Annotated in this window: 15 protein-coding genes; 8 read left to right on the forward strand and 7 right to left on the reverse strand. The window is 56.5% G+C overall.

Annotated elements, in window-relative coordinates; all coding sequences use genetic code 11:
* Positions 1 to 158: 158 nt before the first annotated feature.
* The 5 genes from prmC to BXY66_RS08060 form a co-directional block, all read right to left on the reverse strand.
* Positions 159 to 989 (reverse strand): peptide chain release factor N(5)-glutamine methyltransferase, encoded by an 831-nt coding sequence (gene prmC / locus BXY66_RS08040; protein WP_132860382.1) that lies wholly within the window; start codon positions 987 to 989, stop codon positions 159 to 161.
* A 2-nt stretch (positions 990 to 991) separates the two neighbouring features.
* Entirely contained in the window at positions 992 to 2,041 is a 1,050-nt protein-coding gene (prfA, locus tag BXY66_RS08045; protein ID WP_132859620.1) for a peptide chain release factor 1, read from the reverse strand.
* Between the two features lie 91 nt (positions 2,042 to 2,132).
* Positions 2,133 to 2,270 (reverse strand): hypothetical protein, encoded by a 138-nt coding sequence (locus BXY66_RS20755; protein WP_165929128.1) that lies wholly within the window; start codon positions 2,268 to 2,270, stop codon positions 2,133 to 2,135.
* Between the two features lie 63 nt (positions 2,271 to 2,333).
* A complete protein-coding gene (locus tag BXY66_RS08055) occupies positions 2,334 to 2,738 on the reverse strand; it encodes a DUF1499 domain-containing protein (protein ID WP_243694324.1) in 405 nt (134 codons plus the stop codon).
* Between the two features lie 238 nt (positions 2,739 to 2,976).
* Complete coding sequence (locus BXY66_RS08060) at positions 2,977 to 4,140, reverse strand: M20 aminoacylase family protein (RefSeq protein WP_132859623.1); 1,164 nt, start codon at positions 4,138 to 4,140, stop codon at positions 2,977 to 2,979.
* Positions 4,141 to 4,204: 64 nt separating this feature from the next.
* Between BXY66_RS08060 and mazG the strand changes: the two genes are divergently transcribed.
* The 7 genes from mazG (at position 4,205) to BXY66_RS08095 (ending at position 10,794) form a co-directional block, all read left to right on the forward strand.
* The gene (mazG, locus tag BXY66_RS08065) at positions 4,205 to 5,023 is read left to right on the forward strand and encodes a nucleoside triphosphate pyrophosphohydrolase (protein ID WP_132859624.1); all 819 of its coding nucleotides are present in this window, start codon (positions 4,205 to 4,207) and stop codon (positions 5,021 to 5,023) included.
* 114 nt (positions 5,024 to 5,137) lie between these two features.
* On the forward strand, positions 5,138 to 6,151 hold the full coding sequence (locus BXY66_RS08070; protein WP_132859625.1) for a Fe(3+) ABC transporter substrate-binding protein: 1,014 nt from the start codon (positions 5,138 to 5,140) through the stop codon (positions 6,149 to 6,151).
* A 238-nt stretch (positions 6,152 to 6,389) separates the two neighbouring features.
* The gene (locus tag BXY66_RS08075; RefSeq protein ID WP_132859626.1) at positions 6,390 to 7,331 is read left to right on the forward strand and encodes a nucleoside hydrolase; all 942 of its coding nucleotides are present in this window, start codon (positions 6,390 to 6,392) and stop codon (positions 7,329 to 7,331) included.
* Positions 7,328 to 7,780 (forward strand): GNAT family N-acetyltransferase, encoded by a 453-nt coding sequence (locus BXY66_RS08080; protein ID WP_132859627.1) that lies wholly within the window; start codon positions 7,328 to 7,330, stop codon positions 7,778 to 7,780. The genes BXY66_RS08075 and BXY66_RS08080 overlap by 4 nt, the downstream gene beginning before the upstream one ends.
* Positions 7,781 to 7,837: 57 nt before the next feature.
* Positions 7,838 to 9,244 (forward strand): protein adenylyltransferase SelO, encoded by a 1,407-nt coding sequence (locus BXY66_RS08085; protein WP_132859628.1) that lies wholly within the window; start codon positions 7,838 to 7,840, stop codon positions 9,242 to 9,244.
* Positions 9,245 to 9,247: 3 nt separating this feature from the next.
* Entirely contained in the window at positions 9,248 to 9,952 is a 705-nt protein-coding gene (locus tag BXY66_RS08090; protein WP_132859629.1) for an endonuclease/exonuclease/phosphatase family protein, read from the forward strand.
* The gene (locus tag BXY66_RS08095) at positions 9,952 to 10,794 is read left to right on the forward strand and encodes a PhzF family phenazine biosynthesis protein (protein ID WP_132859630.1); all 843 of its coding nucleotides are present in this window, start codon (positions 9,952 to 9,954) and stop codon (positions 10,792 to 10,794) included. Before BXY66_RS08090 ends, BXY66_RS08095 begins: the two co-directional genes overlap by 1 nt.
* A 10-nt stretch (positions 10,795 to 10,804) precedes the next feature.
* Here the strand turns inward: BXY66_RS08095 and BXY66_RS08100 are convergent, their stop codons facing one another.
* Entirely contained in the window at positions 10,805 to 12,166 is a 1,362-nt protein-coding gene (locus tag BXY66_RS08100; protein WP_132859631.1) for a DEAD/DEAH box helicase, read from the reverse strand.
* Between the two features lie 229 nt (positions 12,167 to 12,395).
* Here BXY66_RS08100 and BXY66_RS08105 point away from each other — a divergent pair, with 229 nt between their 5' ends.
* On the forward strand, positions 12,396 to 12,806 hold the full coding sequence (locus BXY66_RS08105) for a Fur family transcriptional regulator (protein ID WP_132860383.1): 411 nt from the start codon (positions 12,396 to 12,398) through the stop codon (positions 12,804 to 12,806).
* Positions 12,807 to 12,812: 6 nt separating this feature from the next.
* Here BXY66_RS08105 and BXY66_RS08110 read toward each other — a convergent pair whose 3' ends face one another.
* On the reverse strand, positions 12,813 to 15,233 hold the full coding sequence (locus BXY66_RS08110; RefSeq protein ID WP_132859632.1) for a GcvT family protein: 2,421 nt from the start codon (positions 15,231 to 15,233) through the stop codon (positions 12,813 to 12,815).
* Positions 15,234 to 15,296: the final 63 nt, after the last annotated feature.

Here is a 15,296-nt window from a genome sequence, read left to right on the forward strand (position 1 = left end):
ACCGGTGCGACGATGTCTGGCTTGATGTCCGTCGGGACCGCCCATTTTGGGCATCCACCGATCAGACGCGATATTGGTAGAACGCCACGCGGCTCGGCACAAGACTTATTCTGCATCTAAAGTGCGTGAAAATGGAAAAAGCGGCTATCTCGCAACGCTTAATGTTGTTTTTTGCCGCGAACCATTCGATTTCGGCCGTCCAAATCGTTTATGACCGTCACTTCGATCAAACCAGCTGCCTCAAATAGGTCTGCGACTTCCCGCCCCTGTTGCCAGCCAATTTCCACCATTAGCCACCCGCCTGGCTCCAGATACGACAGGACATCGGCGCAGATGGAGCGATAAGCGGCCAACCCGTCACCTTCATCAGTCAAGGCAAAACGCGGCTCATGGCGCAGTTCCGGGGCCAAAGCATCCATTTCTTCAAGAGCAATATAGGGAGGGTTTGACACGATCAGATCGAAACGCCCTTCCACCGTTTTAAACCAGTCGCTTTGCAAAAACTCCAAGCGGTCCCCGACGCCGATGGCAGCCGCATTGTCCGCCGCCACATCAAGAGCGGCTGTAGACAAATCTGTAGCAATGCCCCGTGCAGCAGGCCTTTCTGCCAGTAACGAAATCGCGATCGCACCGGTTCCAGTGCCCAGATCAAGAACCCGACAAAACGGCTCCCTCAAAGCCTCCGTCACCAGAGTTTCCGTCTCTGGTCTCGGATCCAGTGTGTCCGCGGTCACGCGAAACTCATGGACATAGAACGCGCGTCGCCCCAACAAATGCGACAAAGGCTCGCGCGACATGCGTCGCGCCACCAGCGGCAGCAATTTTTCTTGATATTCGGAGTTGACTGCCTGCCCCATCTCCAGCGTCAAACGAGACGTCGGAACGCCGGTCACATGCGCGACCAACAATCGCGCTTCCCGCGGCGCACCCTCAATTCCTGCCGCAGTCAACGATCCGGCAACCTGAGCCACCAGATCGGAAATCGTCAGGCTCACGCCTCCATCTCCGCCAACGCTGTCGCCTGGGCATCCGCCGTCAAAGCATCGATGATCTCATCAAGATCGCCCGCCATTACCTGATCAAGCTTGTAGAGTGTCAGGTTGATCCGGTGATCTGTCATCCGCCCCTGCGGAAAGTTGTAGGTGCGAATGCGTTCAGACCGGTCTCCGGAGCCAACCTGGCCTGCACGATCCGCCGCACGCTCATCGGCAATCCTCTGCCGCTCAAGGTCAAACAAGCGGGTCTTGAGCACCTGCATCGCAATTTCACGGTTGCGATGCTGCGACTTCTCGGAGCTCACCACCATGATGCCGGTGGGCAAGTGCGTAATCCGAACTGCCGAATCTGTTGTATTCACGTGCTGACCGCCAGACCCCGAAGCACGCATGGTATCGATCCTGATATCCTGCGCGTCGATCTGAATGTCGACATCTTCCGCCTCCGGCAGCACTGCCACCGTCGCCGCCGAAGTATGAATACGGCCGCCACTCTCCGTTGCGGGAACCCGTTGTACACGATGCACACCGCTTTCGAATTTCATCCGGGCAAAGACATTCTCGCCTTTTATATGCGCCACAACTTCCTTGATCCCGCCAAGCTCCGTTGCCGCTTCCTCAAGAATTTCGAGCTTCCAACCCCGCGTTTCGCAATAGCGCTGATACATCCGCAGCAAATCGCCCGCGAACAAGGCCGCTTCGTCTCCGCCCGTTCCGGGTCGAATTTCCAGAATGGCCGGCCGCGCGTCCGCCTCGTCTTTGGGCAACAGGGCGAGTTGCAGCGCATGCTCGGCCTCAGGAAGCGCTGCCCGCAAATCCGGCAACTCTTCCTCGGCCAAATCCTTCATATCCGGATCGTCCAGCATCTCTTCTGCTTCTGAGATATCGGACAACAATTTGCGATAGGTCGCAATCTGTTCCACCACCGGCTTGATTTCAGCATACTCTTTTGCGAGCGCCGCGATATCACCGCCGCCCTCTGCCATCTGCGCCTCAAGAAATTCGAACCGCAGCTTAATCTGTTCTAGTCGCTCAATAGGAACCATGCAGCTAAGTGGGACAATCCGCCGGTTTGGTCAAGGCCACGCTTTGGTGTATCCTTGCTGTATGACCCGATTGATTTCCTTCCTATGCCTGCTAGCCAGCCCCGCCCTCGCCGACGGTTTCATCAACGGCGTTCCCGTCGATTGTTATTGTACGGATCGACAAGGCCAGCGCATTGAGCTTGGAGAAACCATCTGCATGCAGGTTGATGGCCGGATGTTTATGGCCCAATGCCAGATGTCATTGAACGTTCCGATGTGGCGCGAGATTTCTCCCGGCTGCCTCAGTTCCGACCTAACCGGCGGTCAAAGCCGCAATCCAGCCATCCACACGCTGGGCATTGACGCCGAAATCCTTGCGACCAAATCGTGAGCGGCCGTAAATCGCGAGCTTTCCGTCCTGCATCCAGGCTGTCGTGAAATCCGGATAGCCGACCATTCGCGTCCGCGTCACCACAGTGATCATGCCTTCGCTCACCGAACCGGCCAGCACCTCGGTGCGCGGATCCCGCAGTGCCACCTCGGCAAAATTCGCCAAGCCATCCGGCCCAGCCTCAACAAGGCGCCGAACACTGTTTTGGCCATTGCTGTCCTTGGTGATCTCACCGGCAACATGCCAGCGGCTCGCGTCATTCGGCGCCAAACGAACATAAGCCAAAAGGCCGAAGGCCAACACGAGAACCACAAACAAAATTGTCATTACTTTCATCCCTCACACACCAATACACCGCCCCTTTACGCGGATCATGCCTGTCCTTTCATGATCTTTACGGTCCAAGAGCGACAAAACGCCAAAAAGCATTTTCTATGCACAATTCGGCGCCACCTATCACTATGTAGGCAACCTGCAAAGCACTTTGTTAATAATGTGTTAATGAATGCGCCGAGGAACAATCGGATAGCGGGCGCGCCTTGTTGGGCACGCCCGCAATAGTGGATTATTTCAGAGGTTGTGCGGTCTCAACCAGTTTGGCGAAGAACGACGCGCCAATGGGCGCGACCTCGTCATTGAAATCGAACGCCGGGTTGTGCAGGCCTGCGCCTTCACCTGCGCCGAGGAATAAATAAGAACCGGGACGCGCTTCCAACATGTAGGAGAAATCCTCAGCTCCCATTTCCATACCCTGCGCGTCATTCACAGCCCCGTCGCCTGCGATGTCTCGCGCCACATCGGCTGCAAAAGCAGTCTGACGCTCGCTGTTCACCGTCGCCGGATAGCCAATATCCAGTTCCAGTTCCGCCGACAGACCATAAGCCGCAGCCGTACCCTTGGTGATTTCCTCGAGCCGTTTGTGAATCATCGCCTGCACATCTTTGTCGAATGTGCGAATGGTGCCATTGATCATGCCAAGATCAGGGATCACGTTGTTCACAGAGCCCGCATGGATTTGCGTCACGGATACGACCGCTTCGTTGCGGGTGTCGTGGTTTCGGCTCACGATGGTCTGGATGGCATTGACCATCGCGACGGCGGCGACCACCGGATCAACCGTATCTTGTGGATAAGCCCCGTGCCCACCGGTGCCCTGAATGTTGATCGTGAACGTGTCGACCGCCGCCATGATCGGACCGGGAGTCGTGTGGAATTCCCCGAACGGCAACCCAGGCACGTTGTGTAATGCATAGACCTCATTCACATCGAAACGGTCCATTACGCCTTCCTTGACCATCACCTCGCCGCCGCCGCCTTCTTCCTCAGCAGGTTGGAACATCAGCGCGACACGTCCGGAAAACTTGCGGGTTTCCGCGAGATATTTTGCGGCGCCCAACAGCATTGTTGTATGACCGTCATGGCCACAGGCATGCATCCGTCCTGCTACTTCACTGGCGTACTCCACCCCAGACGTCTCATCCATCGGCAAAGCATCCATGTCCGCGCGTAAGCCAACAGTCGGTCCTTCCCCTTGACCGTTAATGATGGCAACCACGCCGGTCTTGGCGATTCCCTCGTGGATTTCGTCCACGCCGAAGTCCTTCAGGCGAGCAACAACAAAGGCCGCCGTTTCGTGGCATTCGAACTCCAATTCAGGATGCGCGTGCAAATGACGACGCCACCCCTTCATTTCGTCCGCATAATCGGCAATACGATTCACAACTGGCATGAGTGGACACCCTCTCTGAATAACTGTTCACTCCTACCAAAACCAAAAAGCGGAGCGCTCTGCAATGGCCGAAGACCCCTTGATCCTGAATCCCGAAGGCGGAATGCCGCGACTACTGGAAATTATGCGCCGCCTGCGCGATCCGGAAAATGGCTGCCCATGGGACATCGAACAGGATTTTTCGACCATTGCCCCCTACACCATAGAGGAAGCCTACGAGGTTGCCGACGCAATTGAGCGTGAGGCCTGGGACGAACTCAAAGGCGAGTTGGGCGACCTGTTGTTCCAATCCGTCTTCCACGCGCAAATGGCCTCCGAACGCGGCCTCTTCACCTTTGACCAAGTGGCCGACACCATGTCCGACAAAATGGTCGCCCGCCATCCGCATGTCTTTGGCGACGAGAACCGGGACAAATCCGCAGAACAGCAAACCCGCGACTGGGAGGAGGTGAAAGCCGCTGAACGTGCCTCCAAGGCTCAATCCGGCACACTCGACGGCGTTGCCCTTGGGCTTCCTGCCCTATTGCGTGCCGTCAAACTGCAAAAACGCGCAGCACGGGTGGGTTTTGATTGGCCCGATATATCGCAAGTCGTCGACAAGATTGTGGAAGAAGCCGGCGAACTGGCCGAGGCTCGCGAAAAGCTGACCCAAACCGAAATCGAAGAAGAATTCGGTGACATGCTTTTTGTCATAGCCAACCTCGCACGTCACTTGAACATCGACCCGGAGGCCGCGCTGCGCGCCACAAACGCCAAGTTTGTTCGCCGGTTTGAAGGTGTAGAGGCCAAACTCGCGCAAGACGGCAAACGTCCCGAGGACAGCAATCTGGAAGAAATGGACGCTCTCTGGGATGCGGTAAAAGCGGAAGAGAAATCCCCATAAAAGGACGCATGAAAAATGCGAAATTTAATCCTGAATGATTTATTCAGGTATTGACCCAACAAAAAAACTCAGGTTTAACCCGCGCAACGAAAACTTGACGCTGGGAGCGCGACCATGACGAAACCCATTTCCACTGCCCTGTTTATCACCGCAGCCGCCTCGCTGGCCGCGCCAGTGATCGCTGACGAGGTCAACGTGTATTCCTACCGCCAGCCGGAACTGATCAAACCGCTGACCGATGCGTTCACTGCTGAAACCGGCATCAAAGTCAACGTCGCCTATCTGCAAAAGGGCATGGTTGAACGTCTGCAAGCAGAAGGTGATCGCTCCCCGGCAGATATGATCCTCACCGTCGACATCTCCCGCCTTGCCGCCGTTGTGAACGCGGGCCTGACCCAACCGGTCACCTCTGACGCCATTAACGCCAACGTGCCTGCGCAATACCGTGACCCCGATAACCACTGGTTCGGCCTCACCACCCGTGCGCGCATTGTATATGCCTCCAAAGACCGCGTGGCCGACGGCGAAGTCACCACCTACGAGGATCTGGCAGATCCCAAATGGGAAGGCCGCATCTGCACCCGTTCCGGCACGAACGCCTACAACGTGGCGCTGACTTCCGCGGTCATCGAGCATCATGGCATCGAAGGCGCAAAATCCTGGCTCGAAGGCGTGAAATCCAACCTCGCCCGCAAACCGCAAGGCAACGACCGCGCACAGGTCAAAGCGATCTGGGCCGGCGAATGCGACATCTCCATCGGCAACACCTACTACATGGGCAAAATGTTGTCTGATGATGAGCAGAGAGAATGGGCCGACAGCGTGCGCATCGTCTTCCCCGAATTCGAGGGCAAAGGTACCCACGTAAATATCTCGGGCGTTGCGCTGACAAAATCCGCACCAAACAAAGAAAACGCCATCAAGATGATGGAGTTTCTTACCTCTCCCGCCGCTCAAGAGATCTACGCCAAAGCCAATTTCGAATATCCGATTGCGCCAGGCACTCAGGCAGATGCGTTGGTCACCGGCTGGGGTGAATTCACCGCAGACGACGTCAACCTAATGACTCTCGCGGGACATCGCGCCGACGCATTGAAAATCACTGAAGAAGTTGATTTCGACGGCTAAGGTCACTTTGAACAGCACCATTTAAAGGCAGTCCCAATCGGGCTGCCTTTTTCGTTTTTGCAGAATTTCAACACTGTCTGGTTGCAGACGTAATACCGACGTTCTGCAGACGGTCATTTTTTTGACCGTATGTTAAAATAATTTGCACAAACAGCCGCTGACCCACTGGACAACGCCTCTTGCCATTGCCAACCTGCCCCTTCACAAAACAAAATCGACAGGCACCAAGGAGAGGCCCATGAGCCCGCGCAAGATTATCATCGACACCGACCCAGGACAGGACGACGCGGTCGCCATTCTCCTTGCGCTTGCCAGCCCGGAAGAAATTGACGTCCTTGGGATAACCGCCGTCGCCGGCAATGTACCCCTGCCGTTGACTCAAAAAAATGCTCGCATTGTCTGTGAGTTAGCTGGCAAACCTGACACCAAGGTTTTCTCGGGTTGCGATGCGCCTCTGTCCCGAAAACTGGTCACCGCAGAACATGTACATGGCAAAACCGGTCTTGATGGCCCAACATTGCCCGATCCAACAATGGCTCTTCAGGATCAGCACGCAGTCGACTTCATCATCGACACCCTGCGCACTGAAGAGACAGGGACCGTAACCCTGTGTCCCCTTGGCCCTTTGACCAACATCGCCACTGCCTTCAAAAAAGCACCTGATATTGTTGAAAGGGTTCAGGAAATCGTCCTGATGGGTGGCGCCTATTTCGAAGTTGGCAACATCACACCTGCGGCGGAGTTCAACATTTACGTCGATCCCGAAGCCGCTGATGTGGTGTTCAAATCCGGCGCGCACATCGTTGTTATGCCGCTTGATGTCACTCACAAGGCACTTGTCACAAAACCCCGCAACGACGCTTTCCGGGCGCTCGGTACAAAAGTGGGTATTGCCACGGCGGAAATGACTGATTTCTTTGAAAGGTTCGACAAGGAAAAATACGGTTCCGCTGGCGCGCCCCTTCATGACCCATGCGTCACCGCCTACCTCATCAAACCGGAACTCTTCTCCGGTCGCCACATCAACGTCGAGATTGAAACGCAGTCCGAACTAACCCTCGGGATGACTGTAGCGGACTGGTGGCGCGTCACCGACCGCGAACCGAATGCACTTTTCATTGGTGACCTTGACGCCGACGGTTTCTTTTCGCTTTTGACGGAACGGCTTGCACGCCTATGACGACCGCTCTGCATCTCGCCGACACCAACGATTTCGCCAAACTCGATCCGCTTGTCGAGGCCTTTCATGCCGAGATGCAAATACCTTCCGACGCTGAAACCCGCGCCAAGGGCATACTCCCGCTTCTGCAAGGATCCCCATACGGCGCGGCATACATTCTCGGACCGCGGTTGGCGCCGGTTGGCTATGTCGTCGTAACGTTTGGCTGGTCGGTCGAGTTCGGCGGCATGGATGCGTTTGTGGACGAAGTCTATATTCGTCCCGCAGTCAGAGGTCGCGGCATGGCGACAGAAGCCTTGATCGGGTTGGCCAAAGCCCTTGAGAATGTTGACGTCTGCGCATTGCATCTCGAAGTCGATCGCAACGACGATAAAGCCCGGAAACTCTATCTCCGCTCCGGTTTCCAAGCCCGAGAGCGCTACATGCTCATGACCCGCCGGCTGCGCTAACCTGCTCGTGATTGGTCTCCCTCTGGCAATTCGGTAAATCGCCCGTATCTTGAGGGTATGACGCTGCACATTCCGTTCAAAAACACCTACGCCGAGCTTCCTGATCGCTTCTTTGCGCATCAGGCCCCCACGCCCGTCCGCGCGCCAAAGTTATTGGCGTTCAATCGGCCGCTGGCCGCATCCCTCGGAATAACCGACGCGGGTGACGAACAGGAGCTTGCTGAAATCTTCTCGGGCTCAAAACTACCGGATGGCGCCGCCCCTATTGCCCAGCTTTATGCAGGGCATCAGTTTGGAAACTGGAACCCGCAATTAGGGGATGGGCGAGCCGTTTTGATAGGTGAATCGTGTGGGTTCGACATCCAACTAAAAGGGTCTGGACCGACGCCATTTTCGCGCCGCGGCGACGGTCGCAGTTGGCTTGGTCCGGTTCTACGCGAGTATGTGGTCAGTGAAGCGATGCATGCACTAGGGATCCCTACGACACGCGCGCTCGCTGCTGTGGCCACAGGAGAAGAGGTCTTCCGCGAACGCCCTATGCCAGGCGGTGTGATGGCCCGCGTTGCGTCATCGCATATCCGCGTCGGGACTTTTCAGGCGCTCTACGCCCGACAAGACGTCGCCGGGCTCGAAACTCTCATGAATTTCTCCATCGCGCGCCATTACCCGGATGCAACGTCGCCGACGGAGTTTCTCGCATCCGTCATAGATCGGCAGGCTGCATTGATCGCACGCTGGATGTCCGTCGGGTTTATCCACGGCGTCATGAACACTGACAATTGCGCCGTTTCTGGCGAAACGCTTGATTATGGCCCCTGTGCCTATATGGACGACTATGAACCGATGATGGTGTTTTCCTCCATCGATCGTCAGGGCCGATACGCCTTTGGAAACCAACCCGACATCATCGTCTGGAACATGGCACAGCTTGCAACCACTCTGGTGCCTGTCATGCCCGACGGCGATGCTGCTGTTGAAGAGTTCACCAAACTCATTCACGCAATGCCCGAGAAGATTCGAGACGAACGCACGCGCTTATTTGCCGCCAAGATCGGCATCACCGACGTGCGTGAAGAAGACGCCGAGTTGATCGACGGCTTGTTGTCTTTGATGTCCAAGGATGGGTCCGATTTTACGAACACTTTCAGGTCCCTAAGCGGCGACTCTCCACAAGATCAGTTCCTTGATCAAGACGCATTCGCCGCGTGGCGAAGCAACTGGATGAAACGCCTTGAAACAGAAGACGACCCGCAAACCACAATGAACGCGGTCAACCCGGCAATCATTCCGCGCAATCACCGGATCGAGGAAATGATCACTGCCGCTATCGATGGGGATATGGCGCCCTTCGAACGCCTGATGCAAGCACTGGCGTCTCCATATGAAAGTTCGGACCAATTCACCGATCTGACAAGACCACCGCTCGACAGCGAACGTGTCCGCCAGACTTTCTGCGGAACCTGATGCATGCGTATCGCGAGCTACAACCTGCAGAAATGCGTTGGTGTTGACATGCGCCGCCATCCGGCCCGCTCAATGGTAGTTATCCGCGCCTTACGAGCCGATGTGGTCGTGCTTCAAGAGGCTGACAAACGACTACCGCCACGCCCGACGGCCCTCCCTTTTGATCTCATTGAAACAAAAGGATATACCATCGCCGAATTCGGCCAACCCAAGGGATCACTTGGGTGGCACGGTAACGCTATGCTGTTACGCGACGGAATCGAAATTCTGGAAGCGGACAAGTTCGACCTCCCTGGCCTGGAACCGCGCGGTGCCATCCGCGCCGACCTGCAAACGCCGCTGGGGCCGGTTCGGGTCGTCGGCGTACATCTCGGTCTCATCCGGCGCCACCGCCTCATGCAACTTAACAACATCGCACATACATTGGACCGTTTGCCGAATATGCCCACTGTGATCGCCGGCGACTTCAACGAGTGGGGACCAAAGCATGCGCTTGACGCTGTGACGCCTGCCTTTGATTTTGTGAATACCGCACACAGTTTCCCGTCACCCCGCCCTGTTGCTGCGCTCGACGGCTTTGCAACCACACGTGATCTGCAAGCCCGCGATCATGGTGTTCTAACGCGGATTCCAGCTCCGGTCGCATCAGACCATCTTCCGATCTGGATGGACCTGTCCTTGCGTGAACCCACACCGGAGCCAGCCTGATGCACCCATACCTCGTATATGATGTCTTTTCCGGAAAACCGTTTGGTGGCAATCAATTAGCAGTCATTACTGATGCAGAAAAGCTCCCGGAGAAAGACCTTCAGAAGATCGCGCGCGAGTTCAATTTTTCCGAGACCACGTTTGTCTATCCGCCCACTAATTCGGCGCACACGGCGTGGGTCCGAATTTTCACGCCAACGATGGAGGTGCCTTTTGCAGGGCATCCGACCATCGGCACCGCAGTGGCATTGGCCGACGCCGGTCACGGGCCAGACATGACGCTTGAACTGGGCATTGGTCCGATCGCAACGCGCGCTGAAAACGGCGAAGCTTCATTCACCACTTCGGCGGAATTGGAAACGCTGCACGAGCCTAAAATTACGCTTGTTGCCAAAGCCTTAGGCGTAACCCCCGACCAAATAGAAACCCGAAACCATGTGCCAACCATGGCATCGCTCGGCCTCGCCTTTACGCTTACAGAACTTAAAACCCGCGATGCCCTCGCGAGTCTGGAAACCGACGTTGCTGCCTTCAGAGAAGGCAACGCAGAGTATCCTTCCGGTCTGGATTTCGCTCAATTTGCCTATGTCCGCACCGGCAATCACATAGATGCCCGAATGTTCGCTCCGCTCGACAATATTCCTGAGGACCCTGCGACCGGCAGCGCTTGCGCAACACTCGCCGCGCTGCTTGCACAGGTCGAAGGACAGGATGTGACGCTATCGATCCTGCAAGGCGAAGACATGAAACGACCGAGTGTCATATCCGCGCAAACCAATGGCACGGCCGTGACCATTTCTGGCCAGGCGGTCCTCACGATGAAGGGTGAGCTGGTCTACTGATCCGACTTTGCTATTTTTTTGGCCCGCTACGCCGCCCACCACGGCGAGCGCCACCTGGCTTGCCACCTGGTTTGCCGGCCCCGCCAGGGCGCCCACCTGGCTTACCGCCTTTACGTTGCCCAAACGGCTTACCACCGGGCTTGCGTTCGTTTGGTGCGCCCTCGCCTCCAGCAGATCTGGGTTTGCCACCACCTCGCCGTCGACCTCCAGCATAGCTCACGCCAGCTTTTGCCTCGACACCTTCCCAAGGACGGCCTGATGCCACGGGAATTGTGAATTTCATCACCTTTTGAATAGCCTTGAGCTCGTCAACTTCGTCCGGCGAACAGAATGCAACCGCTGCTCCGTCCATGCCTGCCCGCGCCGTTCGACCAATCCGGTGCACATAGTTCTCCGGAACATTAGGCAAATCATAGTTGTAGACATGGCGCACTTGAGGAATATCCAAACCGCGGGCCGCGACGTCTGTGGCAACCAGCACAAGCGTCTCGCCATCCCGAAACGCCTGTATGGCGCGCTCCCGCTGCCCCTGACTCTTATTGCCGTGTACACTGGCCGCCGCGTATCCGGCACGCACAAGTGCTTTCATCAAACGTTCCGACCCATGTTTGGTGCGCGCAAACACGATTGCCGCCTCGTCGCGGTGCTTGTCCAAAAGCTCGATCAATAGACCGGTCTTTTCCGTCTTGGCGATAAAGTGGACCGACTGTTCAATCTGGTCCGCGGCTTTGCCGGGAGGATTGACCTGAACTTTCACCGGATCTTTCAGATAGGTACTGGCAATTTCCGCCATCTGCTTAGGCATCGTAGCCGAGAAAAGCATTGTCTGCCGGTCACTTGGAAGGTGCTCAGCGATCTTGCGAAGCGAGTGGATGAAACCGAGATCGAGCATTTGGTCCGCCTCGTCCAGCACCAGAAAGTCACAGGTGCCAAGGTCCATCGCGTCACGTTCAATCAGGTCGATAAGCCGCCCGGGCGTTGCCACGAGTATGTCGGTGCCGCGCTCCAGTCGCGAGATTTGGGGATTGATCCCGACACCGCCTACCACGAGCCCAACCTTAAACGGCGTACCTTGCACCTGCTCCCGCAAGCTTGCACAAATCTGGTTCGCCAGCTCGCGTGTCGGCGCAAGAACTAGCCCCCGCACCGCGCGTTTTTCGGGTTTGCGCCCATAGCTCATCAACTGCGAAATAAGCGGCAGACCGAACGCTAACGTCTTTCCGGTGCCGGTCTGCGCCAACCCCATGACGTCGCGACCCTCCAATGCATGGGGAATTGCGCGTTCCTGAATAGGTGTTGGTGTGGTCAGTCCAGTCTTTTGCAACTGCGTCACCACTTGCTTGGGCAAGCCAAGCTCTTTGAAATCGGCCAAGGTCGTCTCCGGCAATAGGGTGGCACCCGCAACGTCGACGCCCCTGCGCCCTTAGTGTCACCAATGCCCGTTAAGGCCACAGCGTGGCCACGTCGCGCCGCAATGAGCGCTTTGACAGGCCCTGTCAAGTCGCCTATCCGTCCCGCCCCACGCCAAAATCGGTGGAATCAGCCTCCGTCATTGGCTACACAGAATGAAACTCCAAGGACCGGACCACCGCACGGGCACCATGACTGACACCATTATTTCCCGCTGCGAAGCCAAAGGGCTGCGCATGACCGAACAGCGCCGCGTAATTGCAGCGGTACTTCAGGACAGCCAAGACCACCCTGACGTCGAAGAGCTATATGCCCGCGCTTCTGCGCGAGACGAAGGAATTTCGTTGGCAACGGTCTATCGGACGGTGAAGCTTTTCGAGGAGGCTGGCATTCTGGACAAACTGGAGTTTGGCGATGGTCGTGCGCGCTACGAGGATGCGGAACGCGAGCACCACGATCACCTGATCGACATAAACTCGGGACAGGTTATCGAGTTTGTCGATCCCGAGATCGAAGCTCTGCAGGAAAAAATTGCTGCGAAACTCGGCTATACCCTCAAGGGTCACAAGCTTGAATTGTACGGGGTTCCTCGCAAGAAATAGCCTGGATTATGCCCGCAACCGCGCGCCTTTCGGATCAAAAGGAGGCTCGTGCAATATCGTCGCCTTGTGCGGTTGCCCCAGCACCATAACCTCGACCTGATCTCCCGGCTTGGCGTTTTTGACATAACCCAGGGCCAGCGACATCCCAACGGTGTACCCGTAGGTCCCTGAGGTAACGCGACCAACGCCTTGCCCGTCTTTGAAAATCGGCTCGCCTCCCGTCGCATCAGCGTTGGAGGCCGTCACGGCGGCCTCATCCAGATGCAGCAACACAAGTTCTTCCCTCGGGCGGTTCGCCAGCGTCTTTGCCACTGCGTCCTTGTTGAGGAAATCCTTCTGCATTTTGCAAAGGCGATCCAAACCGACTTCCTGCGGCCAATACTCGGGACTGTATTCCCGGCTCCAGCTTCCGTATCCCTTTTCAACTCTCAGGCTCATCAACGCCCGACTACCCACCGGCCCGATTCCCAATGGTTTTCCAGCGTCAAGAAGCGCCGAATAAAGCGCGTCTTGGTCTTCCTGCTTGCAGTGCAGTTCCCAACCGAGGTCTCCGGTGAAGGATACCCGCAAGGCCAGAACTTCAATGCCAGCCAGTTCAATCCGCTTTGAGCGCATAAAGGCAAAGTCTTCCGTTGCAAGGGAGGCATTTGTCATCCGCTGCAACAAAGTCCTTGCCTCCGGTCCGGCGACATTAAAGCCGCACACCGCTTCGGTAAGACTCTCAAACGTGGTGCCAACTGGCAAAGGCACCTGCTTGAAAAACCTTTTGTGATAACGCTCCGCCATCCCCGACCCGATAATCCAGAAACTTTCGTCGCCAGTGCGGGTCACAGTGAAATCACCTGCGATACCCCCTCGTTTTCCGATCAGCGGCGTCAGGCAAGACCGACCGACCTCGCGCGGCATCACGTTGGCAAAAATTGCATTCAACCAGGTTTCGGCCCCAGCTCCCTTGCATTCATACTTGGCAAAGTTCGAGATATCGATGATGCCTGCGCGGTCACGCAACATCTTGCATTCCTCTCCCACAGGCCCCCACCAATTCTGGCGCGTGAATCCATTTGTGTCCTCAGCACCAGGCGTCCCAGCGAACCACAAAGGATGCTCCCACCCCGCGTTTAACCCGAACACCGCACCAAGTTTGGCCTGACGATCGTAAGCCGGACGTTTCCGCGCCGGACGGCCTGCCGCACGTTCTTCGTTCGGGAAGTGGATCGCAAAACGGTGGGCGTATTGATCCTGTACACGAGCCTTGGTGAACGCCTTGTCCGCCCAGGTGTCAAACCGCGCGACGTCCCAACCAAAAAGATCATACTCGGTTTCGCCTTCAATCATCCATTGCGCTGCCGCGAGGCCCATGCCACCAGACTGGGAGAACCCGGGAATAATGCCGTTGCAACAGAAATACCCGTCAAGTTCCGGAACCGGACCGAACAAAACGTTTGAGTCCGGCGACCAAATCATAGGTCCGTTTATGACGCGTTTGATCCCGGCCTCTCCGACCGCAGGCACGCGATCAATCGCCCGCATCATATTGTCTTCGATCCGCTCAAGGTCATCCGCAAAGAGTTCATGCCCAAAATCCAAAGGCGTGCCTTCTTCTGCCCAGAACCGCATGTCTCGCTCATAGGCGCCAACCAATAGACCCTTGCCTTCCTGCCTCAGGTAATATTCGCCATCTCGATCTGCGACAGAAGGCAATCTGCGGTCCATTCCGTCAATTTCGGCAATGGTCTCCGTTACGAAATACTGGTGCTCTGTCGGTTGAAGCGGCAACTCCAATCCAGCCATTGCCGCCACTTCGCGCCCCCACAAGCCGGCTGCGTTCACAACCCAATCTGTGCGAATGTCGCCCTTCGGCGTGCGCACGATCCAGGTTCCATCTTCCTGAGGCTCAGTTGCCGTAACCGGCGTGAAGCGGTGGATTTCCGCGCCTCTCTGACGCGCCCCGACAGCATAGGCATTGGTCACACCAGACGGGTCCACATTGCCCCCGTCGGGCTCATACATCACACAGCGCACGCCCTGAAAATCCACCAGCGGGTGCAACTGCTGCGCCTCTTCAATGCTGATTTCATGGAAATTCATGCCATAAAGCTTGGCTTTCGCAGCCTGCAAACGCAGTTGATGCTCCCGCTCCTCTGTCTGCGCGAGGTACAGCGAACCCGGCTGAAATACGCCACAGCTTTGACCGGTTTCTTCCTCAAGCGCATTGTAGAGGTTCATCGTGTAATGCTGAATGCGACTGATGTTGGTGCTGTCATGCAAACCGTGGATATTGGCAGCCGCATGCCACGTAGACCCAGAAGTCAGTTCATCGCGTTCAAGTAGCACGACATCTGACCACCCCAGCTTTGTCAGGTGATAGAGGATCGAACATCCGATCACTCCGCCGCCAATCACAACCGCTTGTGCTCTTTCGCGCATCTTGCTCTCCCTGCGTACACTCCCTCAAGCCTGACGCGCGCCGAGACAGCCCAATTGCCCCTT

The organism is Shimia isoporae (assembly GCF_004346865.1).
Taxonomy (GTDB): Bacteria; Pseudomonadota; Alphaproteobacteria; order Rhodobacterales; family Rhodobacteraceae; genus Shimia; species Shimia isoporae.